Annotated in this window: 19 protein-coding genes; 10 read left to right on the top strand and 9 right to left on the bottom strand. The window is 46.5% G+C overall.

Annotation, left to right across the window (positions count from 1 at the left end):
• Nucleotides 1–2 precede the first annotated feature (2 nt).
• Together rpmB and radC are read right to left on the bottom strand one after the other, a co-directional pair.
• Complete coding sequence (gene rpmB / locus OC193_RS00770; protein WP_004728407.1) at nucleotides 3–239, bottom strand: 50S ribosomal protein L28; 237 nt, start codon at nucleotides 237–239, stop codon at nucleotides 3–5.
• A gap of 291 nt (nucleotides 240–530) precedes the next feature.
• Nucleotides 531–1,205: a RadC family protein gene (gene radC, locus OC193_RS00765; protein WP_048666236.1), complete on the bottom strand. Its 675-nt coding sequence runs from the start codon at nucleotides 1,203–1,205 to the stop codon at nucleotides 531–533.
• 224 nt (nucleotides 1,206–1,429) lie between these two features.
• Here radC and coaBC point away from each other — a divergent pair, with 224 nt between their 5' ends.
• The 3 genes from coaBC to lpxL all read left to right on the top strand — a co-directional run bounded on the left by coaBC (nucleotide 1,430) and on the right by lpxL (nucleotide 4,421).
• The gene (gene coaBC / locus OC193_RS00760) at nucleotides 1,430–2,671 is read left to right on the top strand and encodes a bifunctional phosphopantothenoylcysteine decarboxylase/phosphopantothenate--cysteine ligase CoaBC (RefSeq protein WP_048663085.1); all 1,242 of its coding nucleotides are present in this window, start codon (nucleotides 1,430–1,432) and stop codon (nucleotides 2,669–2,671) included.
• 139 nt (nucleotides 2,672–2,810) lie between these two features.
• Nucleotides 2,811–3,401, top strand: coding sequence for a nucleoid occlusion factor SlmA (gene slmA, locus OC193_RS00755; protein WP_017063086.1), 591 nt, complete (start codon nucleotides 2,811–2,813; stop codon nucleotides 3,399–3,401).
• A 39-nt stretch (nucleotides 3,402–3,440) separates the two neighbouring features.
• Nucleotides 3,441–4,421 (top strand): LpxL/LpxP family Kdo(2)-lipid IV(A) lauroyl/palmitoleoyl acyltransferase, encoded by a 981-nt coding sequence (lpxL, locus tag OC193_RS00750; RefSeq protein ID WP_048663083.1) that lies wholly within the window; start codon nucleotides 3,441–3,443, stop codon nucleotides 4,419–4,421.
• A 157-nt stretch (nucleotides 4,422–4,578) separates the two neighbouring features.
• Here lpxL and pyrE read toward each other — a convergent pair whose 3' ends face one another.
• Complete coding sequence (gene pyrE / locus OC193_RS00745; RefSeq protein WP_017059267.1) at nucleotides 4,579–5,220, bottom strand: orotate phosphoribosyltransferase; 642 nt, start codon at nucleotides 5,218–5,220, stop codon at nucleotides 4,579–4,581.
• A gap of 234 nt (nucleotides 5,221–5,454) precedes the next feature.
• On the bottom strand, nucleotides 5,455–6,171 hold the full coding sequence (gene rph / locus OC193_RS00740; protein ID WP_048663081.1) for a ribonuclease PH: 717 nt from the start codon (nucleotides 6,169–6,171) through the stop codon (nucleotides 5,455–5,457).
• A gap of 248 nt (nucleotides 6,172–6,419) precedes the next feature.
• Here rph and OC193_RS00735 point away from each other — a divergent pair, with 248 nt between their 5' ends.
• Nucleotides 6,420–7,286, top strand: a complete 867-nt coding sequence (locus OC193_RS00735) for a YicC/YloC family endoribonuclease (protein WP_048663079.1) — start codon at nucleotides 6,420–6,422, stop codon at nucleotides 7,284–7,286.
• A gap of 346 nt (nucleotides 7,287–7,632) precedes the next feature.
• On the opposite strand, the gene cspE is transcribed toward OC193_RS00735, so the two are convergent.
• The 3 genes from cspE to OC193_RS00720 all read right to left on the bottom strand — a co-directional run bounded on the left by cspE (nucleotide 7,633) and on the right by OC193_RS00720 (nucleotide 10,141).
• Nucleotides 7,633–7,845 carry a transcription antiterminator/RNA stability regulator CspE gene (gene cspE / locus OC193_RS00730; protein WP_004735656.1) on the bottom strand — a complete coding sequence of 71 codons (213 nt, stop codon included), beginning with the start codon at nucleotides 7,843–7,845 and terminating at the stop codon, nucleotides 7,633–7,635.
• Nucleotides 7,846–8,155: 310 nt separating this feature from the next.
• Nucleotides 8,156–8,581 carry a phosphate-starvation-inducible protein PsiE gene (locus OC193_RS00725; protein ID WP_017062464.1) on the bottom strand — a complete coding sequence of 142 codons (426 nt, stop codon included), beginning with the start codon at nucleotides 8,579–8,581 and terminating at the stop codon, nucleotides 8,156–8,158.
• Nucleotides 8,582–8,770: 189 nt separating this feature from the next.
• Nucleotides 8,771–10,141, bottom strand: coding sequence for an NCS2 family permease (locus OC193_RS00720; protein WP_048663071.1), 1,371 nt, complete (start codon nucleotides 10,139–10,141; stop codon nucleotides 8,771–8,773).
• Between the two features lie 719 nt (nucleotides 10,142–10,860).
• Here OC193_RS00720 and gmk point away from each other — a divergent pair.
• The 4 genes from gmk to recG all read left to right on the top strand — a co-directional run bounded on the left by gmk (nucleotide 10,861) and on the right by recG (nucleotide 16,381).
• On the top strand, nucleotides 10,861–11,484 hold the full coding sequence (gmk, locus tag OC193_RS00715; RefSeq protein ID WP_048661314.1) for a guanylate kinase: 624 nt from the start codon (nucleotides 10,861–10,863) through the stop codon (nucleotides 11,482–11,484).
• Nucleotides 11,485–11,600: 116 nt separating this feature from the next.
• On the top strand, nucleotides 11,601–11,873 hold the full coding sequence (gene rpoZ, locus OC193_RS00710) for a DNA-directed RNA polymerase subunit omega (RefSeq protein WP_009848003.1): 273 nt from the start codon (nucleotides 11,601–11,603) through the stop codon (nucleotides 11,871–11,873).
• A gap of 39 nt (nucleotides 11,874–11,912) precedes the next feature.
• On the top strand, nucleotides 11,913–14,039 hold the full coding sequence (spoT, locus tag OC193_RS00705) for a bifunctional GTP diphosphokinase/guanosine-3',5'-bis pyrophosphate 3'-pyrophosphohydrolase (RefSeq protein WP_048663070.1): 2,127 nt from the start codon (nucleotides 11,913–11,915) through the stop codon (nucleotides 14,037–14,039).
• A gap of 263 nt (nucleotides 14,040–14,302) precedes the next feature.
• Complete coding sequence (recG, locus tag OC193_RS00700) at nucleotides 14,303–16,381, top strand: ATP-dependent DNA helicase RecG (protein ID WP_048663069.1); 2,079 nt, start codon at nucleotides 14,303–14,305, stop codon at nucleotides 16,379–16,381.
• A gap of 362 nt (nucleotides 16,382–16,743) precedes the next feature.
• Here recG and envZ read toward each other — a convergent pair whose 3' ends face one another.
• Together envZ and ompR are read right to left on the bottom strand one after the other, a co-directional pair.
• Nucleotides 16,744–18,039: a two-component system sensor histidine kinase EnvZ gene (envZ, locus tag OC193_RS00695; RefSeq protein WP_048663068.1), complete on the bottom strand. Its 1,296-nt coding sequence runs from the start codon at nucleotides 18,037–18,039 to the stop codon at nucleotides 16,744–16,746.
• Nucleotides 18,040–18,207: 168 nt separating this feature from the next.
• Nucleotides 18,208–18,927: an osmolarity response regulator transcription factor OmpR gene (gene ompR / locus OC193_RS00690; RefSeq protein WP_008218409.1), complete on the bottom strand. Its 720-nt coding sequence runs from the start codon at nucleotides 18,925–18,927 to the stop codon at nucleotides 18,208–18,210.
• 177 nt (nucleotides 18,928–19,104) lie between these two features.
• Between ompR and greB the strand changes: the two genes are divergently transcribed.
• Both greB and OC193_RS00680 read left to right on the top strand, forming a co-directional pair.
• On the top strand, nucleotides 19,105–19,584 hold the full coding sequence (gene greB / locus OC193_RS00685) for a transcription elongation factor GreB (protein ID WP_048663067.1): 480 nt from the start codon (nucleotides 19,105–19,107) through the stop codon (nucleotides 19,582–19,584).
• A 663-nt stretch (nucleotides 19,585–20,247) separates the two neighbouring features.
• Nucleotides 20,248–22,578: a Tex family protein gene (locus OC193_RS00680; RefSeq protein WP_048663066.1), complete on the top strand. Its 2,331-nt coding sequence runs from the start codon at nucleotides 20,248–20,250 to the stop codon at nucleotides 22,576–22,578.
• Nucleotides 22,579–22,630 lie beyond the last annotated feature (52 nt).

Genomic DNA, 22,630 nt, shown 5'->3' with positions numbered 1-22,630 from the left:
TCTTAAACGTTTTCGCCACGTGCACGGATATCAACAAGAACAGCATCGATGCCTTTCTTATCAATGATACGCATGCCTTTAGCAGTTAGACGTAGTTTAACAAAACGTTTTTCGCTCTCTACCCAGAAACGATGAGTTTGTAGGTTCGGCAGAAAACGGCGCTTAGTAGCATTGCGTGCGTGTGAACGGTTGTTACCCGTTACTGGACGCTTACCAGTTACTTGGCATACTCGGGACATGAATGTCTTCTCCAATCGTTTCAGCTCGATATCAACCTTGGTGGCCGAACCTCTCTATCAATTAAAATAGAAGGTAAAAACCGTTATGGAAAATCCATACAAGGCTATCAAAGGTCGCGCATTATACTAACTTGACACGCATTGCTCAAGACCCGAACAGATCCTTTTTACGGATTTCGTGATCTTTTTTTGTGCAGCGCAGCTTGCTTGAGTAATCAGAGCTGATTTTAGGTCTAAAAATGTGGGCGGAATAATAGCAGATTTAACGCAACTAACAACCTAAAATGTGATTCAAATCCATCCACGCTCTGCAAAAGAGACAACTTCGCCATCTCCAACGACAAAATGGTCGAGAACTCGGATGTCCACCAGCGCTAATGCATCGGTTAATCGACGTGTAATCCGCCTATCCGCTTGGCTGGGCTCAGCAACACCTGAAGGGTGGTTATGAGCCAAGATTAATGCCGCCGCATTGTGATGCAGTGACCGTTTAACCACTTCCCGCGGGTAAACCGATGCGGCATCGATGGTTCCTTCAAACATCACCTCGTCCTTTATTACCCTATTTTGGTTATCGAGGAACAATATATAGAAGGCTTCTCGCTGGCGATCACGCAACATGCTCGAAAGATAAAGCTTAGTATGACTAGGGCTAGTGAGCGCATCTCCACGAGACAAAGTCTCCGCTAGATAACGCTGCGTCATCTCTAATACAGCTTGTAGCTGAACATACTTAGCCTGTCCCATCCCTTTATGAGCACAAAATTCTTCCTGCGTTGCTGAAAAGAGATGGCGGAGCGAACCAAAGTCTTTGATCAACTTGTCTGCGAGTTCCAACACGTTCATTCCTTGTGTCCCTGTTCGCAGAAATATCGCGAGCAGTTCCGCATCACTCAAAGAATCAGGCCCTCTATTTAATAGCTTTTCTCTCGGCATCGATTCGGCAGGTATTTTATCTATTGGCATATAAAAGCTAATCACTAGTCATGAACACGACCCACCAGCGTAATGAGATCGTAATCAGAGATCCTTCGATAGAGATAAAAGGAAACGACTCACTAGCAAAACTGTGTAATTGATAAGTTTGATAACACCAACTTGATGAGCGTCAACTCTGTTCGAGTTCTGCTTCTAGGCACTCATCCTTTGTTCTGATATCGTAAGTCGCAGAAAAATTAAGGAACAGAATCATGCAAACACAGGTTAATCCACTGAGTAACGCTGACCAACAAGGCCTAGCAGGGAAAAAAATTCTTCTTGGTATTAGTGGTGGTATCGCTGCTTACAAATGTGCCGAGCTGACTCGACGTTTGATAGAGCGTGGAGCACAAGTGCAGGTCGTCATGACCAATGCAGCCAAGGAGTTCATTACTCCTCTCACCATGCAAGCCGTCTCTGGCAGGCCAGTGTCTGATAGTTTGCTTGATCCTGCTGCTGAGGCTTCCATGGGCCACATTGAGCTCGCAAAGTGGGCTGACTTAGTATTACTAGCGCCAGCAACCGCAGACCTTATTGCTCGTATGACAGCTGGCATGGGTAACGACTTGCTAACCACTTTGGTTTTAGCAACCGATGCGCCAGTTGCGGTATCTCCAGCAATGAACCAACAGATGTACAGCCACCCTGCGACTCAAGAGAACATCACGACACTAAAACGTCGTGGCTGTGAGATTTGGGGGCCGGCGGCTGGCGAACAAGCGTGTGGTGATGTCGGTCTGGGGCGTATGCTCGAGCCAATGCAGCTCGTACATCGCTGTGAAGACTTCTTCCAACCTAAGCCACTTGCTGGCCGTTCTGTGCTTATTACTGCCGGCCCGACTCGTGAAGCGATCGACCCTGTGCGTTACATTACCAACCACAGCTCGGGCAAGATGGGCTATGCTCTGGCTGAAGCGGCAGCGAAACAAGGTGCAACAGTGACTCTAGTCAGTGGTCCTGTGTCTCTTGCTACACCAAACAAAGTTAATCGCATTGATGTCGACAGCGCTCAACAGATGTTTGATGCTGTTACTGCTCACGCCGCTCAACACGATATTTTCATCAGCTGCGCCGCGGTTGCCGATTATCGCCCTGAGACCATCGCAGACCAAAAGCTTAAGAAGATCGACGGTAAAGACGACATGACCATTCAAATGGTTAAGAACCCTGACATCGTCGCTTCTGTCGCTGCAATGACTGAAGGTCGCCCATTTACTGTCGGCTTCGCAGCTGAAACTCAAGATGTTGAGAAGTACGCGCGCGGCAAACTGGAAAGAAAGAACCTCGACATGATTTGCGCCAACGACGTTTCTGTCGAAGGTCAAGGCTTCAATAGCAGTAGCAATGAGCTGCATCTTTATTGGAAAGGCGGCGATAAGTCTCTGCCACTGGAAAGCAAAGACACACTTGGTTTCCAGATCCTCGATCAGATCCAACTGCTTATTGATGCATAAACGCACAAATTTGCTCTGACAATCTGCTGACACCTCTCGATTCTGTTGACCTAGGGCTCACAAAACTAGGAAACAGAATTGATTGGTGTTTATAATCCTTCTTCACTCAATCCTCATCTTTAGGAAAGGAAGTAAATAGATGGCTGGTGCTCGAAAATCAAACCGTCGTGAAGAAATCCTACAAGCTCTCGCACAAATGTTGGAATCGACCGAAGGTGCTTCTCGTATCACAACGGTAAAGTTGGCCAAGCAAGTGGGTGTTTCTGAGGCTGCGTTATACCGCCACTTCCCTAGCAAAGCTCGTATGTTTGAAGGCCTAATCGAGTTCATTGAAGAAGCGTTGATGTCTCGAATCAACCGTATTCTGGATGAAGAGAAAGACACGCTAGAGCGCATACGCCTAGTGCTACAACTTATCTTAGTTTTCTCAGAACGTAACCCTGGCCTGACTCGAATCTTGTCTGGTCATGCTCTAATGTTTGAAAATGAACGCCTGCGTGATCGCATCAACCAACTTTTCGAACGCATTGAGACGCAACTTCGCCAAATCCTGCGTGAAAGAAAACTTCGTGAAGGGAAATCATTCCCGGTTGATGAGAAAATTTTAGCGGCTCAGCTGCTCGGTCAAGTTGAAGGCAGCTTGAATCGCTTTGTTCGTTCAGACTTCAAATATCAACCGACAGAAAATTTTGATGCTTATTGGGCTCTATTAAGCGCTCAGATTAAGTAGCAATCAAATTAAGTAGCAATCAAATCTTAAGTGATGGTTATGACGACGAAAACTTCTCCGACAAGCAGCACTGCACAACACGTTATTACTAAGCCACCTTTTACTCTGGCGTTACTCCACCCTAAATACTGGGGAGTATGGTTCGGTTTTGGGTTATTGGCGCTTATCGTTAACGTTCTCCCTTACCGCCTCTTACTGCTGTTAGGCCGATCATTAGGCTCTTTGGGCGCTCGCTATGGCAAAAAGCGCGTCGCAGTCGCAACACGTAACTTGGAGCTCGCCTTCCCAGACAAGCCAGCAGATGAAGTCGCGGCAATGGTCAGTGAGAACTTCAAGAACACCGGTATGGCGCTCATCGAAACCGGTATTACCTGGTTTTGGCCGACGTGGCGTTTCAAGCGAATCCTAGTAGATAAAGACACTCAAATGCTGCGTACACATAAAGCCAACGGCAAAGGTGTTCTGCTGTGTTGTGTTCATGCCTTGAACCTAGAGATCACTGCGCGAGCAATGGCTGTTCTTGGTATTTCAGGTTTAGGTGTTTACCGCCCACACAACAATCCGGCTTATGAATTCATTCAATACCGTGGTCGTACTCAAAACGGCAACCGCCTGATTCACCGTAAAGACGTGAAGCGTATGATTCGAATCCTGCGTCAGGGTGAGATCCTTTTCTACCTTCCGGATCATGATTACGGTCGTAACAAGTCTGTGTTTGTGCCTTTCTTCGCGGTAGAAGATGCATGTACCACCACAGGCACCAGCATTCTGGCTTACACCAGCCGATGCGCACTTGTTCCGGGGTCAGGTTTTAGAAATGCCGACGGCAAGTATGAAATCATGGCCGACGAGTCAATTGAAGATAACTATCCACAAAAAGATGAGAAAGCCGCCGCTGCCTACATGAACAGCTATCTTGAGAAGATTATCTTAAGAGCACCAGAACAGTGGATGTGGCTACACAAACGCTTCAAGACCATGGAAGATCCAGAAGCTGAACGCGGCATTCGTTATAAATAGAGTAGCCGCTACAAATAGAGCGACTATTTCTTAGATAAGAAAACAGCTCACTTCAATAGAAAAGTAAAAGGCCCGAAAGATATTTATCTCTCGGGCCTTTTTGATTTTTCGATTCTAAACTTAGAACGCTAAACCGTTAGGTTCGACGCTTCAAGAATTAGATTCCGTATTGAGCGCGGTACGCTTTTACTGACTCTAGGTGTGCTGCGTCGGTGCCTTTCTCTTCAAGGAAAGTCACAAGGTCAGTCAGGCTAACGATTGAGATAATTGCACAACCGAAATCGCGTTCAACTTCTTGAATTGCAGACAGCTCGCCTTTGCCTTTCTCTTGACGGTCGATAGCAACAAGCACGCCCGCTAGATCAGCACCGTTCGCTTGGATGATTTCCATCGACTCACGAATCGCTGTACCCGCAGTGATCACGTCATCAACCAGCATGATACGACCTTCCAGTGCACTACCGACTAGGTTGCCACCTTCACCGTGGTTTTTCGCTTCTTTACGGTTAAAGCAGTAAGGCGTGTCTACATCGTGATGATCTGCCAGTGCAACTGCTGTCGTGGTCGCGATTGGGATACCTTTGTATGCAGGGCCAAACAGTACATCGAACTCAATACCTGAATCAGCCAATGCCGCTGCGTAGAAGCGACCTAAGCGTGCTAGGTCACGACCTGTATTAAACAATCCAGCATTGAAGAAGTAAGGGCTCTTACGGCCAGACTTTAAAGTAAACTCACCAAACTTAAGTACTTCTTTCTCTAGTGCAAATTCAATAAATTCACGTTGATATGCTTTCATGCTCATCCTCTAAATTAATTTACTTTCCAATTCCTAACTTCCGATCACTTCGAAAGCTAACGATGACGTATTTTCTAAATAGATAGCTCTACAACAAGGCAGCAAAGTTTTTCAGCCCTATGAGCATAGGGAACCTATGTGATTAGGGTGAAAAATTGCAAGCTAACACAGGTGTAGAGTTATATATGACGAAAATAAAAAAATAGCCCCCAATGTGGGAGCTATTAAAAATGATTAGTCGGCCAACGCAGCTTTCTGCGCTTCGACGATATCAGCAATGCCCTTATTTGCCAGGGCTAAAAGCTGCATCAGCTCTTCGTGGCTAAACGGTTCGCCTTCTGCGGTACCTTGAATCTCAATCATCTTACCGTCTTCTGTCATTACAACGTTCATGTCGGTATCGGCTGCTGAGTCTTCAACGTACTCAAGGTCACACAGTGCTTGTGCACCAACGATGCCCACTGAAACTGCCGCTACGTGGCCTTTCATTGGATTCTTTTTCAGCTTGCCGCTTACTAGTAGGCTGTTGATAGCATCCGCCATTGCAACACTTGCACCTGAGATAGAAGCAGTACGTGTGCCGCCGTCTGCTTGGATAACATCACAATCGACAGTGATCATGATTTCACCCATTACTTTCAGGTCAACGACAGCACGTAGGCTACGAGCGATCAGACGTTGGATTTCCATCGTACGACCACCTTGCTTACCACTCGCCGCTTCACGACGGTTACGAGTGTGTGTTGCACGTGGCAGCATACCGTATTCAGCGGTTACCCAACCCTTTCCTTGGCCTTTCAACCAACGCGGTACGTTTTCTTCTACCGTCGCATTACATAGAACTTTAGTGTTGCCGAACTCAACTAATACAGAACCCTCAGCATAAGCTGTGTAGTTACGAGTAATTTTAATTGGACGAATTTGATCTACAGCGCGGTCATTTGGACGCATTGGTATCTACCTTATTAACAGTCTGAAGTGATTTACTATCGAAAGAGTGCATCACCTAAGAAAGGGGTGAGACAGTTTTGATTGGGGCAAGATTATATAGCAGTTTATCTTTCAAATCTATTTACCGTTCAAAGCTATTTACCGTAACCGGCTATTTATAGTCACAAGAGACAAGCTTCGGGAGCACACCATATCGTGATACTATGCGTACGCGTTATTTTCAGAATGATAAAAGACAGGAAAATTCGATGATTTATAGTATGACCGCGTACGCACGCAAAGAAGTAAAAGGCGATTGGGGCAGCGCAGTATGGGAAATCCGTAGTGTAAACCAACGCTACCTAGAAACTTACTTCCGTATGCCTGAACAGTTCCGTGGTTTAGAGCCAATCTTGCGTGAGCGTTTCCGTAAGCGTCTAGCGCGCGGTAAGGTTGAATGTAACCTACGCTTTGAAGCAAACCCTGCAGCAAAGGGTGAACTAAGCATTAACGAAGGCTTGGCTCAGCAAGTCATTAATGCAGCCAACCAAGTAATGACGATGACAGGCGAAGAGAGCCGTTTGAACCCATTCCAAATCATGAACTGGCCTGGCGTGATGGAAACTCCAGAGCAAGACATGGATGCTATCAACAAAGACCTACTAGAAGCATTCAACGATGCTATTGCAGAGTTCATTGACGCTCGTGCTCGTGAAGGTGAAAACATGAAGGCGCTAATCGTTCAGCGTTTAGATGCAATCACTGAAGAAGTCGTGAAAGTTCGTGCACGCATGCCTGAGATCCTAGAGTGGCAACGTGAGCGTCTTCTTACCAAATTTGAAGATGCGAAAATTGAACTGGAAGGTTCTCGTGTTGAGCAAGAGCTTATCCTACTTGCGCAGAAGTCAGACGTAGCAGAAGAGCTAGATCGTCTAGACTCTCACGTGAAAGAAGCGAATGCAGTACTGAAGAAAGGCGGCGCTTGTGGCCGTAAGCTTGACTTCATGATGCAAGAGTTCAACCGTGAGTCAAACACGCTAGCATCTAAGTCTATCAGCACAGACATCACCGCATCAGGCGTAGAGCTTAAGGTCCTTATCGAACAGATGCGTGAGCAGATCCAGAATATTGAATAACAGTTTGTCAGTAACACACTGTGAATAGCCATTAGCTGAATCAGTGTTGATTAACTAACAGTGTTGATTAGATCAAGATCAGCTCCTAGTTTTAGGGGCTTTTTTTATGGATACAGTAATGACAATCTGGATGAGCAAGTGACAGGTTGTTGCGTAGAAGATTGAGTTAGAGCAAAGAATAGATACAGCGATAGATAGAACGAGATGACGGATGTAAAACAGGATTTTTGATATTTTGAGGAGGTATTGCTAGTGGAGAAGAGTGTTGCGGTAAAACTGAGGGGGAAACAGATTTGAGAGAGAAAGTGACGCAAGTTGCTGTTGCAACCTGCGCCGACTTAAAATCTTATAGAGCTACAACGTTTGCAGCTTGAAGACCTTTTTGGCCTTGCTCTACTTCGAAAGACACTTGTTGGCCTTCTTTAAGAGTCTTGAAACCTTCAGAAGCGATTGCACGGAAGTGTACGAATACGTCAGCGCCGCCGTTGTCTTGAGTTAGGAAACCGAAGCCTTTCTCTTCGTTAAACCATTTTACTACGCCGTTTGTTTTGTTAGACATGATGTGTCCCTTATATAAAAATAAAAAATTAATCGCCAAAAGTGCGATGCGCTGAAAGCTTGAATTATTTAATGTATCTATGAAGCTAAGGGAAACACTGAGAATAACAATGAAGCAATACTAAGGGTTTTACTTTACAACTGGATGTTTCATTTAATAACCCTGAAAACAGAGCGACGCCATTCTTGGTGATCTTAGCCTGCTTGTAAAGCGTTATTTGGATAAATCGATGCTTTTTTATTCAATTAGCCCAATTAAAAACCCAACGATATCGCTGGGCTTCATTTATAAAACCTTAACCTTCAAAGTGTTACTCATCTGGCTGCTTGGTTCGAAGGTCTACATACGGCCAATAATGATGCCCAACACGAATCAAGAGTGTTGCAGCGGCCAAAATAAATGCAGCTAAAGATAACCAAACGATCAATACCGCATCGAGTTCTTTCATGCCCAAAGTGATGTAACGAGCAATCGCCATCATCGCGATATAGATTGGGTATCGCACTGGAATCTTACCGTTCATCACAAACTGTTGAACCATGGCCAATACTTCTAAATAGATGAACATCAGTAGAATGTCGGTCAGTTGTACACGGCGTTCAGCGAAGACATGCATGAACTCTTCGACCATCGCAAACAAGGTCGCGAGCGTGATCGCCACCAGCAATACCGCTTCCATAATGTGGAATACTTTTAAAAACGGCTTACTAAAAGATTTAGGTAAATGAGAAGGCATAGTCACTCTTCAAAAAATAATTAATCCAGTCTCTACAATAGCATGCATCAATATAAGTCGCGTACTGTCAAGTTTAAGATAACGCCACCAGTTACACGTCTAGAGACGACAGATATAAAAATGGCCCCACAGTCACTGCAGAGCCATCTGTTTGTCTTTTACTTAACGACTTCTAGTGACTAATTAGCCTTACAGCAGAATCAGATAAGTTAAGAACACCACACACAGTCCGTAGATAAGCGAGTGCACTTCTTTACGCTTACCTGCCACAACCATTGTGAATGCGTAGCTGATAAAGCCCATCGCCATACCGTTCGCTGGAGAGAAGCTTAGCACTGTGAACATGATGGTGAAGAAGGCCGCAATACGTGACTCTTTCTTCTCCCAGTTGATCTGACCCAGACGACCTACCATGTAGATGCCCACTACTACCATCGCCGGTGCAACCATTGCAGCTGAGAAAATAGAGAAGATTGGGTATAAGAACAGCGAGATTAAGAACAGACCAGCCACCATCACTGCTGCCAAGCCCGTTTTCGCACCTTGAGAAGAAGCAATGCCAGACTCGGAGAACGCGGTAATAGATGTAGTACCTAGAATCGAACCAATCACCGTACCACCCGCATCTGCCACTAGAGCCGATTTCGCGTTTGGCACCTTGCCGTCTTTATCGATAATACCCGCATCGCGGCCAACGCCAACAATCGTGCTCAAGCCATCAAAGAAATCAACAATCAGGAAGATCAGTACGATGAACAATAGGTCGAACATTTTCTCTGGCGTGAAAGCAGAGAAATCAAAGATAGCGCCGAAGCTACCTGCCATGCTCGGTGGCATCGCAACTAACTGTTCAGGGATTGGCGCGTTTGAAGTGCCCATGAAGACGTCAGCAAGAATGGTCAACACGATAGCCGAAACGAACGAGATAAACGTCGCTAGTTTGATATCACGAACCATACAACCCAGTGCGATGAAAATACTCACGTAAGCGATGATCACTTTTGGATCGGAAATGTCACCTAAGCCAACCAATACGAATGGGTTAGAAACGATGATGCCCGCATTCTTAAGACCTAAGAAAGCAATGAACAAACCGAGAGAAACGGTAATCGCCAACTTCAAGTCTTCAGGAATCGACTCAATCATCGATTTACGGATATTGGTCAACGAGAACGCGAGGTACAAGATACCTGATAGGAAAATGCCGAACAGTGCCTCATTCCAAAGTACTGCGACTGAACCACTTAATAGCAAACCTTTGAAGAAGCCGTTCATGCTCATGCCCGGCGCAAGCATCACTGGGTAGTTGCCCCAAATGCCCATGATTAGGGTCGAAATAGCCGCAGCAAGTGCTGTTGCAGTAAACACGGCACCTTTATCCATGCCAGGAATACCACCCAAAATCGCTGGGTTAACCGCTAGGATGTAGCTCATTGCCAAGAAAGTAATGAAACCTGCGTACAGCTCAGTGCCGATCGTGGTTTTTCTTTCAGTGATTTTAAACATCGAATCAAGCGAGCCAGAGGTGTTCTGGGCTTTCAGGGTGGAATCGGTACTCACAACAAAACCTTTGCAATAAATTAAGAATTTGGTGATTCAAATGCTGTGAGGATAGAGAGGTCTCTACACTAAAAACTGTAGTCACCAAGGTAGGCTTGGTAGTAGAAACATCTAGTCTAGCAGGGTCTGTTGGCCCTTCGAGATGATTTTTGCAGCGAGTTGTTGGGGATTTCTACAAGGCAGAGACTTTGAAGTGTAGCTAGCCTACATAAGAAGTCGATAACGCAGTAGAAACCACCAACAAACGCTGCCCGAAGGGTTCGGCTAAAATCGTTTTATGCTTTGTTAAGGAGTCTTTACTTAGAATACTAGGCTACAAACTCCTTGCCGCGCCTAAAACGATTTTTTCTCGAACAAAACTCCATCGCGAAAGGTCAACAGACCCTAGATATATACAGCATTTAATCGTTTGCGCGGATTGTAAGGATTGAGATTAAAACTTCAACAAATTTTGTCGAGATCACATAAAAAAGTGCAGCTGATGAGTGATTACATTTCTAAAACGATCTTTGAGAAGATCATTCGCCAATAAATAACGATCAAGCCAGTTGTTCTCAATCATCTAAATATGCTACTCTTCGCCTCCATTTTTCTGACCTAATTTTCACCAGTTGTCGCTCTATACGCGCAATTACCGGAACGTAATTAAGGTCAGTGCTATCTTTTATAGTGTAGGTCTATCGCCTTCACTCAATCCAACCAACAGTGGAAATATACAGATGGGCAAAGGTACTCTTTACATCGTATCTGCACCTAGTGGCGCAGGTAAGTCGAGCTTGATCTCAGCAATGCTAGAAACCAATCCAACCTACGCAATGAAGGTATCTGTTTCACACACCACTCGCGGTATGCGCCCTGGTGAAGAAAATGGTGTTCACTACCACTTTGTAGAAAAACATCACTTCGAAGACCTTATTGGTAAAGGTGAGTTCCTAGAGTACGCAGAAGTATTCGGCAACTACTACGGTACTTCACGCGTTTGGATTGAAGAAAACCTAGACCGCGGTATCGATGTATTCCTAGATATCGACTGGCAAGGTGCTCGTCAGATCCGTGAACAAATGCCTCAAGCGAAGAGTGTATTCATTCTTCCACCATCAAATGGTGAGCTAGAGCGTCGTTTGAATGTTCGCGGTCAAGATAGCGACGAAGTTATTGCGAAACGCATGAGCGAAGCAAAATCAGAGATTTCTCACTATGCAGAATACGATTATGTGATCGTGAATGATGACTTTGATGCAGCCCTAATGGACTTCAGAGCAATCATTCGTGCGGAGCGTTTGAAAGAAGATAAGCAAGCAGCTAAATACAGCGGCATGCTTACAGCACTACTGGCGGAATAATCTAGAACTGGATTTTCCATTGAGATAAGTATACGGTGATCTAGAAAGTCTCTAGTTAAACTTGTATACTTTCTCGTCATCAAAAATTTATTAGTTAATTACTATTTGGAGTCCTCATGGCACGCGTAACTGTTCAAGACGCTGTTGAAAAAGTTGGCAACCGTTTCGACCTAGTTCTTATTGCGGCTCGCCGCGCACGTCAAATGCAAACTGGCGGTAAAGATTCACTAGTGCCTGAAGAAAACGATAAGCCAACGGTTATCGCTCTTCGCGAAATCGAAGAAGGTCTTATCACTAAAGACGTACTAGATGCTCGTGAGCGTCAAGAGCAACAAGAGCAAGAAGCGGCTGAACTTGCAGCAGTAAGCAGCATCGCTCACACTCGATAAGAACGTCATTCGAACTAATTAACCTTCCGGGCCTTTAATTTGTATCTATTCGATAGCCTCAAAGACGTTGCCCAAGAATACCTAACAGAGCCTCAAATTGAGGCTCTGCGTCAATCTTATGTGGTAGCGAGAAACGCCCATGAAGGGCAAACCCGTTCAACGGGTGAACCATACATAATCCACCCTGTTGCTGTTTCAAGAATCCTGGCAGAAATGCGTCTGGATATCGAAACTCTGCAAGCAGCCCTACTCCATGATGTAATTGAAGATACTGAAGTTACAAAAGAGGAGTTAGAAGCTCAATTTGGCAATACTGTTGCTGAACTGGTTGATGGTGTATCTAAGCTGGATAAGCTTAAATTTCGTGATCGCAAAGAAGCGCAAGCAGAGAACTTCCGCAAGATGGTTCTCGCGATGGTGCAAGACATCCGCGTTATCTTGATCAAATTAGCTGACCGTACTCACAACATGCGCACGCTTGGAGCACTTCGTCCTGACAAAAAGCGTCGTATTGCTCGTGAAACCCTCGAGATTTATTCTCCGCTAGCTCACCGTCTTGGTATTCATAACATCAAGACCGAACTAGAAGAGTTAGGCTTCGAAGCCCTTTATCCGAACCGTTATCGCGTACTTAAAAACGTAGTGAAAGCTGCGCGTGGTAACCGTAAGGAGATGATCCAACGTATCCATAGCGAAATCGAAGGCCGCCTTGAAGAAGTCGGTTTGCCTGCTCGCGTACTTGGTCGTGAGAAGAATCTGTTCTCCATCTATAACAAGATGAAAACCAAAGAGCAGCGCTTCCACACCATTATGGATATCTACGCTTTCCGCGTAGTGGTTGATACCCCAGATACTTGTTATCGCGTACTTGGTCAGGCTCACAGCCTGTACAAGCCTCGTCCTGGCCGCATGAAAGACTATATTGCGGTACCAAAAGCCAACGGCTACCAATCTCTGCACACGTCAATGATCGGCCCTCACGGGGTGCCAGTTGAGGTCCAGATCCGTACTGAAGATATGGAGCAAATGGCAGATAAAGGTGTCGCGGCGCACTGGTCTTACAAAGGTAATGGCTCGCGCAGCAGTAACGGGACAACCGCACAGGTTAAAGCACAACGTTGGATGCAGAGCTTACTTGAGCTACAACAAAGCGCAGGTAACTCATTCGAATTCATTGAAAACGTTAAATCTGATCTGTTCCCAGATGAGATCTTCGTATTCACGCCGAAAGGTCGCATTGTCGAACTTCCGGCAGGTGCAACAGCGGTCGATTTTGCTTACGCGGTGCATACCGACGTCGGCAACATGTGTGTAGGTGCTCGTGTAGACATGAACCCTTACCCACTCAGCAAATCGCTGAAGAATGGCCAAACCATTGAGATAATCAGTGCTCCGGGCGCACGTCCAAATGCAGCATGGCTCAACTACGTAGTGACATCACGTGCACGTACTAAGATCCGTCAGGTTCTGAAAACCATGCGTCGTGAAGAGTCGATTACCCTTGGTCGTCGTCTACTGAACCACGCACTTGGCGAGCACTCTATTACCGATATCGGCCAAGAGAACGTTGAACATGTATTGTCTGATCTTCGTCTCGACAGCATTGAAGACTTGCTAGCGTCAATTGGTCTTGGTGAGCTGATGAGTATCGTGATTGCTCGTCGCCTGCTAGGTGATGCTGACGAACTGACGGAAGTGAAAAACAACAGCGATGCGCCTAGGAAGAAACTGCCTATTCGTGGTGCTGAAGGCCTGCTACTGACGTTCGCTAACTGTTGTCACCCGATTCCAGACGATCACATCATTGCTCATGTATCTCCAGGTCGTGGCCTTGTGGTTCACCGCGAAACGTGTCCAAACGTTCGTGGTTACCAGAAAGAACCAGATAAATACATGGCGGTTGAATGGTCTGACGATTACAACCAAGAGTTCACTGCTGAGCTTCAGGTTGATCTGCAGAACCATCAAGGTGCACTGGCTGAGCTAACCAATGTTATCTCGAAAACAGGCTCTAACATTCACGGTATTTCAACCGAAGAACGTGATGGACGCTTGTACACAGTGACAATCTTGCTGACCACCAAAGATCGTGTTCACCTTGCGAGCATTATGAAGAAGCTACGTGTGATGCCACATGCGCTGAAAGTAAGACGTCGTAAGAACTGATCCAAAAGCAGATGAGAGATACGAGTCTCGAGATGCGAAGAGCACAAGCTTTTCACTACTCAACTCTCCGTATTTCGAGTCTGCTTTAATTTTATGTATTGCTTTAATCTTTCCATATCCCGTTCACTCACACCCAATATCTGCTCTTAATCTTTTCGAATCTCGTTTACCCGCATCCCGTATCTGCTTCTAAGCTTTCTCCTGTACAAAAATCCAGTAAAATGCTTGAATAGATTATCTCTCTTACGTTTATGAGCCTTGTTATGTCACAGCTTTTATCTGCTATCCCTCTCAACTCTTTATCTGGAGTCGGCGCTAAAGTCGCAGAGAAACTGGAAAAGGTTGGGCTTAACAACGTACAAGACCTGCTATTTCATCTGCCTTTACGCTACGAAGATCGAACACGCATCTACCCAATCGTAAAACTGCACGCTGGCCTATGGGCAGCTGTACAAGGCAAGGTGATGCACGTCGATACCATTTTCGGCAAACGTAAGATGTTGGCGGTAAAGATCAGCGATGGTAACGGCACCATTACTCTGCGCTTTTTCAACTTTACCGCAGGTATGAAGAACAACTTTGCCGAAGGCAAACAAGTCCATGCCTATGGCGAGATCAAGCGCGGCAATATGGGGCTTGAGATCGTCCATCCTGACTACAAATTCTTTGCGCCGAGGCAGCAGCCAGATGTTGAAGCAAACCTAACGCCGGTGTACCCAACCACTGAAGGGCTAAGACAAGTCACGCTGCGCAACCTGACTGACCAAGCGTTAGAACTGATCGATAAAGCAGCCGTCAATGAGCTTCTGCCCTCTGGTTTATACGATCACCAAATTACCCTCGCACAAGCACTGCATACCATTCACCGGCCACCTCCGGGCATTGACCTAGAGTTGTTTGATGAAGGTAAGCACCCCGCGCAACTGCGCTTGATTATGGAAGAGTTGCTGGCTCAAAACCTATCGATGCTGTCGGTTCGTAGCAAAGGACAGCAAGACAAAGCGATGCCTTTTCCTCCAGTAAATACGCTTAAAGATAAATTGCTGGCTCAGCTGCCGTTTTCTCCAACTAATGCTCAAGCACGAGTGACTAAAGAGATCGAAGCTGACTTGGAAAAGCCGCATCCTATGATGCGCTTAGTACAAGGGGATGTAGGTTCAGGTAAAACCTTGGTTGCTGCATTGGCGGCGGTTCGAGCGTTAGAACATGGTCAACAGGTCGCTTTGATGGCACCAACTGAACTATTGGCAGAGCAGCACGCAATCAACTTTGCCAACTGGTTTGAAGCAATGAGCATTCAAGTAGGTTGGCTAGCAGGTAAACTCAAAGGTAAGGCTCGTGAGACCGAACTGGCGCGCATTGCCAGTGGCGAAGCACAAATGGTTGTCGGTACTCATGCTCTCTTCCAAGAGCATGTCGAGTTCAAAAACCTTGGCTTGGTCATCATTGATGAACAGCATCGATTTGGTGTCCACCAGCGACTAGAGCTACGTGAGAAAGGCGCTAAGCAAGGCTACTATCCTCACCAGTTGGTGATGACGGCAACGCCAATCCCACGCACGCTAGCAATGACAGCCTACGCCGACCTTGAAACCTCAATCATTGATGAGCTACCGCCGGGGCGTACACCCATTCAAACCGTGGCAATTCCAGATACCAAGCGTGATGACATTGTTGAGCGCGTGCGTAATGCGTGTCTCAATGAGGGCAAGCAAGCCTATTGGGTGTGTACTCTGATTGATGAGTCAGAAGTATTGGAAGCGCAAGCTGCGGCAGACACCGCAGAAGAGCTGCAACGTAAACTGCCAGATGTAAAAATTGGTTTAGTACACGGCCGAATGAAGCCTGCTGAGAAACAAGCGGTGATGCAGGAGTTCAAAGAAAACAAACTGCACCTGTTGGTTGCTACAACCGTAATTGAAGTGGGTGTGGATGTACCGAATTCGAGCTTAATGATCATCGAGAACCCAGAGCGTCTTGGTCTAGCGCAACTGCACCAATTACGCGGTCGTGTTGGCCGAGGTTCGGTCGCAAGTCACTGTGTATTGTTGTATCACTCACCGCTGTCTAAAACCGCTCAGAAGCGCTTAGGCGTGTTGCGTGAAAGTAACGATGGCTTTGTAATAGCACAGCGTGACTTAGAGATACGCGGCCCCGGTGAGCTACTTGGTACTAAACAGACAGGCTTGGCTGATTTTAAGATTGCCGACCTAGTCCGAGACCAACGTTTAATTCCTGAAGTGCAACGTATCGCTCGTCATATTCATGATAGCTACCCAGATAATGCTAAGGCGATCATCAATCGCTGGTTGGGCGAACGAGATGTGTATTCTAAGGCGTAATTAGCCTATCTATTCCAACTTAAAACGTAAAAAGGCTTCCCCAAGGAAGCCTTTTTAGTACGCGTTACTTTAATAAACCAAGAGCGAGATTCCCTACTCGTTCGTTCCTCACGATAGGGAATGACGAAAGGTTGTGGATAGGTATCGTCCGACTCAGATTTTACCACCAGTCTTACTCACCTCTTTCTCTAGCGTCAGTTCTACATAGTAAGAAAGAGTTTCAAGGTTAAGCACACCTTTTGCGCTGAATGAACCTGAATACTTACCACACCGTCATCCCCGAGAGGGAAGAATGACCGAGTCGGGGATCTCTTAACAACTCCCCGAACCAAACTCATCGTAATCACACGGACCGATGACAACTAAGGCTTAACCGGGAAACTGATCTGCGCTTTCAAGCCACCTTCACTGCGGTTATTCACTACGACCGCACCTTGGTGTTGGCTGACAATACGTTTCACGATCGCCAAGCCTAAGCCTGTCCCTTCACTGCCACGAGCTGTATCACCACGCGTAAACGGTTCAAACAACTTACCAATTTGGTCTTGTGGGATACCCGGACCGTTATCTTCTACCGTTACCCAAGCCAATTTGTTATCTGCTGTCATGCCCGTCGATACCTTCACCCAACCATTACCGTAACGCAGCGCGTTCACCACCAAGTTACTCACCGCACGCTTCATTGCGATAGGGTTACCCTGTGCAGGTTTCATGGTTTCCGGAATATCGGTTTCAATCTGTACCTCATAGCCACCTTCTGAGCTCGATACCTCACGTGCAATATCATCGACGAATACCGCTTGGAACGACTCACGATCGACCGGCTTTAGGTAATCCATAAACTGACTGATAATCTCGTTACACTCTTCGGTATCACTGATGATCCCTTCGGCTAAGTAACCATCTTCTGGCGACATCATCTCAGTCGCTAAGCGAATACGAGTCAACGGGGTACGTAAATCATGGCTGATACCGGCCATCAACAAGGCGCGGTCTTCTTCCAGTTCTTGGATGCCTTTCGACATCTGATTGAATGCACGAGTTACCGAACGAATTTCTTGCGCACCTTGCACTGGTAATGGCGGTGGAATGTCACCGCGTCCAACACCTTGTGCGGCTTTCTCTAGCGCAATGAGCGGGCGGTTTTGCAATCGGATAAACAGCCAACCACCTGCGACGATCAACATCGCCATGATCAAGCTGTTACGAAATAGTGGTGCAAAATCTTCTTCTTGCAACTCAGATAGTGGTATACGAATCAGAGAGTTAGGCAGCTGAGCAATGTCCATCCACAGCACATAGCTCTCTTTACCTAGAATCAACCGCACTTCGGTTTCAGAGCCCAGCTCTTTGGTCATCTCCTCACTCATCAGGTCAATCGCCACCGCATGGTAGTACTCGCCCGCTGCTTCGCTGTCCTTGGCGTGAACGGTTACCCCTAGCTGCTCAAGTACACGCTGGCGCAGTGGTGCATCGATTTCGATATCACTGCCTTGGTCCAACACCAGGTTTAACTCGTGCGCCAATATCTTATTAAACTGCTGCAAACTCGGCATCAAAGCGTAGTTGAACACGGCGTAGTAAGAAAAAATTTGGCTAGCTACCAATAGCGTTAAGAAAAGCACTATCGACTGAGTAAAGGAGCTACGTATGCGCATAGAAAACCTAAAGTGAAAGGTGGAGAAACAGAGACATAATAGAAACTATAACTCTAAACCCTTGTGCTGAATAGAAAACGGGCCATCACATATTAATGAGATGGCCCGTAAATAGAGAATTCTGAATGACAGAATCGAAAAAGCTGCTGTGGAGCTTATTAAGCTGACTTACACAGCCTTACCATCTGGAACGAACACGTAACCCAAGCCCCACACCGTTTGGATGTAGCGAGGTTTGCTTGGATCTTCTTCCACTAGACGACGCAGACGTGAAATCTGAACATCGATAGAGCGTTCCATTGCTGAATACTCACGGCCACGAGCCATGTTCATCAGCTTATCGCGAGACATTGGCTCACGCGCGTTAGTCACTAGCGACTTAAGTACCGCAAATTCGCCTGAAGTAAGCGGCATTGGCTCTTCACCGCGGAACATTTCACGCGTACCTAGGTTCAAGCGGAACTCACCAAACTCAACCACAGACTCTTCTGTGCTTGGTGCACCCGGCGCTTCAATCACTTGGCGACGCAGTACCGCTTTGATACGAGCAAGCAGTTCACGTGGGTTGAATGGTTTTGGTAGGTAATCATCGGCACCCACTTCCAAGCCCACAATACGATCCACTTCGTCACCCTTTGCCGTCAGCATCAGGATAGGTAGCGAGTTGTTTGCGTTTCTTAGACGACGACAGATCGAAAGACCATCTTCACCCGGCAACATTAAGTCCAATACCATCAAGTGAAAGTTTTCACGGGTTAACAGGCGGTCCATCTGCTCACTGTTTGCCACGCTACGCACTTGAAAGCCTTGCTCTGACAGATAGCGCTCTAACAAAGCACGTAAACGAGCATCGTCATCGACCACTAAAATTTTGTAGTTTTCTTGCATGTAATGGTTCCACCTATTAAAGCTCAAACCTAAGGTTAAGCATTCTTGGTAAATGTGTATTGGTATAAGACATTAAAAATGTAACATTCTTGGAGAAAAAGTCGCCTAAAGAATTGTTAACGTATGTTGCCTTTCTATATATTCTATCTTAGAACATCATTTCATTAAGTCAGATTTATGAAAACAAACCTAATCACTCGTGAGGGTTATGAAAGACTCACAAAAGAGCTTAACTTTTTGTGGCGAGAAGATCGTCCAGAGGTCACCAAGAAAGTGACTTGGGCTGCAAGCCTTGGCGATCGCAGCGAAAATGCCGACTATCAGTACAACAAAAAACGCCTTCGAGAGATCGATCGCCGCGTTCGCTATCTAAGAAAACGTCTTGATCAAGTAAAGGTTGTTGATTACTCACCACAACAAGAAGGCAAGGTGTTCTTCGGAGCTTGGGTCGAGATCGAAAACGACGACGGCGACACAAAGACATTCCGTATTGTTGGCCCTGATGAGATCTATGGTGGCGTGAAAAACTACGTGTCTATCGATTCGCCGATGGCGCGTGCGCTACTTAAGAAAGAAGTGGATGACGAATTTACGGTAAGAACCCCAGAAGGCGAAAAAGAGTGGTTCGTTAACTCGATTCGCTACGCTGAAAGTTAACTTCTATCGGGTTGGTAGGCAGCGACAAACGCCTCGCCTGACATTACAAACGCCAGATAAAAGAAAACCCCGCAAGGCTTTCGCCTAGCGGGGTTAAGTCTCTATCGCAGCAATCCGGCTACTGTTTATCTCTTCGAGATAAGGTGCTCCCTGCATCTTTCCTTGATAGTGGCTAAATCCTTTAACCAATTTCCTTTTTGTTCATCGCCATCCTAGCGGTGTCCATTCTAGCCTGTCATCCTAACTGGCGAATCTCATCCAGAGATTATCACTTCCTTGCTGACCACTCATCCTAAATAATCAAATCTTCATCCTGAAGATACCTAGTCCATTAGGCTTTTTCCTGTTCCTGCCAACTCCCTGTCGACAAGTTAAATATTACGGGAAATGGCGCTGTTTCCTAGACAGTCCCAAAAAACATTTCAGGTGAGAAATATGCCCTAAAACACCCAACCCAATAAAATCAGCAACTTAAGTTGGATTCAAGACGATTTCATCGGTTTAAAGTGACTTAGTCGCACATCACTTGTAAGAGATCTCGCACAAAGTGGGTGTCACAAACGGAAATTCGACTTCTGACAGGATAATTACACAGCCAAAGCTAGAAAAAGCGTACGCTCACCCCCATGTATTTATCATGATATTAAATAAGAGATTCATCGGATGAGCCAAGCTATCTGTCGACTGATTGCTGAAGAACTGAATGTTCGTTCAGAGCAAGTCACCGCCGCAGTAAACCTAATTGACGACGGTAATACCGTTCCCTTTATTGCCCGCTACCGTAAAGAGGTCACGGGTGGCTTAGACGATACCCAGCTACGTAACCTTGATAGTCGCCTTTCTTACCTTCGCGAACTTGATGATCGCCGCCAAACGATTCTTAAGTCGATTAAAGACCAAGGGAAACTCACGCCAGAACTTGAGCGTGATATTACTCAGGCTGACAGCAAGACTCGCCTAGAAGATTTATACCTGCCTTACAAACCAAAGCGCCGCACCAAAGGTCAGATCGCAATTGAAGCAGGCCTAGAACCACTGGCCGATACGCTATGGACTGAACCACAGCACGATCCTGAAACCGAAGCAGCCAATTTCATCAGCAACGACAAAGGCATTGCCGATACCAAAGCAGCACTCGATGGTGCTCGTGCGATCATCATGGAGCGTATTGCAGAAGACGCTAACCTGCTGGAAAAGATTCGCCAACACCTAAACCGCAATGCAGAGCTTGGTGCTCGTGTGGTTGCTGGTAAAGAGAACGAAGGTGAGAAGTTCAAAGACTACTTCGAGCACAACGAAGCTCTGAGCAAAGTACCGTCTCACCGTGCGCTTGCAATGCTACGTGGCCGCAATGAAGGCTTCCTAACATTGGCGATGAACGCAGACCCAGAGCAAGAAGAAGGTGTGCGTGGCTCTTACTGCGAGAACATCATCTCAGATCACTACGGCATTACCCTAAGCAGCGCACCAGCAGATGCATGGCGTAAGCAAGTGATCAGTTGGGCATGGCGCATCAAGGTTTCTATGCACATGGAAACCGAATTGATGGGCGCGATGAAAGAGCGTGCAGAGATCGAAGCGATTGAAGTATTCGCGACCAACCTTAAAGACCTGCTAATGGCAGCACCTGCTGGCCCCCGTGCCACATTGGGCCTGGATCCGGGCTTACGTACCGGTTCGAAAATCGCTGTTGTGGATTCAACAGGTAAAGTTCTCGCGACAGAGACTATTTACCCTCACCCACCACAAAAGCAATACGACAAGTCAGCACACGTTGTTGAGCAGATAGTTCGTCAGTTCAATGTTGACCTAATTGCGATTGGTAATGGTACGGCTTCACGTGAAACCGACAGCTTTGTGGCTGATGTGATTAAGCGCGGCAACCTAAAAGCGCAGAAAATCATTGTTAGCGAAGCTGGTGCATCGGTGTACTCAGCATCTGAGTTAGCGGCGAAAGAATTCCCGAACATGGACGTATCGATTCGTGGTGCGGTGTCTATCGCTCGTCGTCTACAGGATCCATTGGCAGAACTAGTGAAGATTGACCCTAAATCGATCGGTGTGGGCCAATACCAACACGACGTTAGCCAAACCATGCTTGCTAAGCGCCTAGATGCGATTGTCGAAGACTGTGTAAACGCCGTAGGCGTTGATGTGAATACCGCGTCTGCCGCATTGCTAACTCGTGTCGCAGGCCTTTCTAGCACCATCGCTCAGAACATCGTGGATTTCCGTGATGAGAATGGTCGCTTCGAAGCACGTACTACGCTGAAGAAGGTCGCTCGCTTGGGGCCAAAAGCCTTTGAGCAGTGTGCTGGTTTCCTACGTATTATGGATGGTAAGAACCCGTTAGATGCATCATCGGTTCACCCAGAAGCTTACCCTGTGGTGAAAACCATCGCTGAGAAAAACCAGAAAAACATCAAATCTCTGGTAGGTAATACCGACTTCTTACGTGGTTTGCACGCGATTGATTACACCAATGAAAGCTTTGGTGTACCAACGGTCACCGACATCATCAAAGAGCTGGATAAGCCGGGACGCGACCCTCGCCCAGAGTTCAAGACAGCAACCTTCGCTGATGGCGTAAACAGCGTTTCAGACCTAGAACCAGGCATGGTTCTAGAAGGCGTGGTGTCGAACGTGGCCAACTTTGGTGCCTTCGTGGATATTGGTGTTCACCAAGATGGCTTAGTGCACATTTCAGCGCTGACCGATCGCTTTGTCTCTGACCCACGTGAAGTGGTTAAAGCGGGTGACATCGTGAAAGTGAAGGTGATGGAAGTGGATATTCAGCGTAAACGTATTGCACTAAGCATGCGTATGAAGGACGAGCCGGGCCAAGACAACCGTGCTCAACGTTCAAGTGCACCTCGCACGCAAAACCGCCCGAACCAAAATTCACAAGGTGGACAACGCCGTCGTGAAGAGCCGCAACAAAACGCGGCGATGGGCGGTGCTTTTGCCGCAGCCTTTGCTAAAGCGAAAAAATAATCCATTAGCTCATCTAAAAAGCTGATGTGCTTAAAACAAAAAACCTGCATCC

The sequence above is a fragment of the Vibrio crassostreae genome (genome assembly GCF_024347415.1).
Taxonomy (GTDB): domain Bacteria; phylum Pseudomonadota; class Gammaproteobacteria; order Enterobacterales; family Vibrionaceae; genus Vibrio; species Vibrio crassostreae.
Note: the sequence above shows the minus strand (reverse complement) of the source record. Positions and strands in the feature narration are given on the sequence as shown.

Excerpts from the sequence above, each read along its gene's own strand:
- rpmB (WP_004728407.1), bottom strand. The coding sequence starts at position 239 with ATGTCCCGAGTATGCCAAGTAACTGGTAAGCGTCCAGTAACGGGTAAC.
- radC (WP_048666236.1), bottom strand. The coding sequence starts at position 1,205 with ATGCCAATAGATAAAATACCTGCCGAATCGATGCCGAGAGAAAAGCTA.
- coaBC (WP_048663085.1), top strand. The coding sequence starts at position 1,430 with ATGCAAACACAGGTTAATCCACTGAGTAACGCTGACCAACAAGGCCTA.
- slmA (WP_017063086.1), top strand. The coding sequence starts at position 2,811 with ATGGCTGGTGCTCGAAAATCAAACCGTCGTGAAGAAATCCTACAAGCT.
- lpxL (WP_048663083.1), top strand. The coding sequence starts at position 3,441 with ATGACGACGAAAACTTCTCCGACAAGCAGCACTGCACAACACGTTATT.
- pyrE (WP_017059267.1), bottom strand. The coding sequence starts at position 5,220 with ATGAAAGCATATCAACGTGAATTTATTGAATTTGCACTAGAGAAAGAA.
- rph (WP_048663081.1), bottom strand. The coding sequence starts at position 6,171 with ATGCGTCCAAATGACCGCGCTGTAGATCAAATTCGTCCAATTAAAATT.
- OC193_RS00735 (WP_048663079.1), top strand. The coding sequence starts at position 6,420 with ATGATTTATAGTATGACCGCGTACGCACGCAAAGAAGTAAAAGGCGAT.
- cspE (WP_004735656.1), bottom strand. The coding sequence starts at position 7,845 with ATGTCTAACAAAACAAACGGCGTAGTAAAATGGTTTAACGAAGAGAAA.
- OC193_RS00725 (WP_017062464.1), bottom strand. The coding sequence starts at position 8,581 with ATGCCTTCTCATTTACCTAAATCTTTTAGTAAGCCGTTTTTAAAAGTA.
- gmk (WP_048661314.1), top strand. The coding sequence starts at position 10,861 with ATGGGCAAAGGTACTCTTTACATCGTATCTGCACCTAGTGGCGCAGGT.
- rpoZ (WP_009848003.1), top strand. The coding sequence starts at position 11,601 with ATGGCACGCGTAACTGTTCAAGACGCTGTTGAAAAAGTTGGCAACCGT.
- recG (WP_048663069.1), top strand. The coding sequence starts at position 14,303 with ATGTCACAGCTTTTATCTGCTATCCCTCTCAACTCTTTATCTGGAGTC.
- envZ (WP_048663068.1), bottom strand. The coding sequence starts at position 18,039 with ATGCGCATACGTAGCTCCTTTACTCAGTCGATAGTGCTTTTCTTAACG.
- ompR (WP_008218409.1), bottom strand. The coding sequence starts at position 18,927 with ATGCAAGAAAACTACAAAATTTTAGTGGTCGATGACGATGCTCGTTTA.
- greB (WP_048663067.1), top strand. The coding sequence starts at position 19,105 with ATGAAAACAAACCTAATCACTCGTGAGGGTTATGAAAGACTCACAAAA.
- OC193_RS00680 (WP_048663066.1), top strand. The coding sequence starts at position 20,248 with ATGAGCCAAGCTATCTGTCGACTGATTGCTGAAGAACTGAATGTTCGT.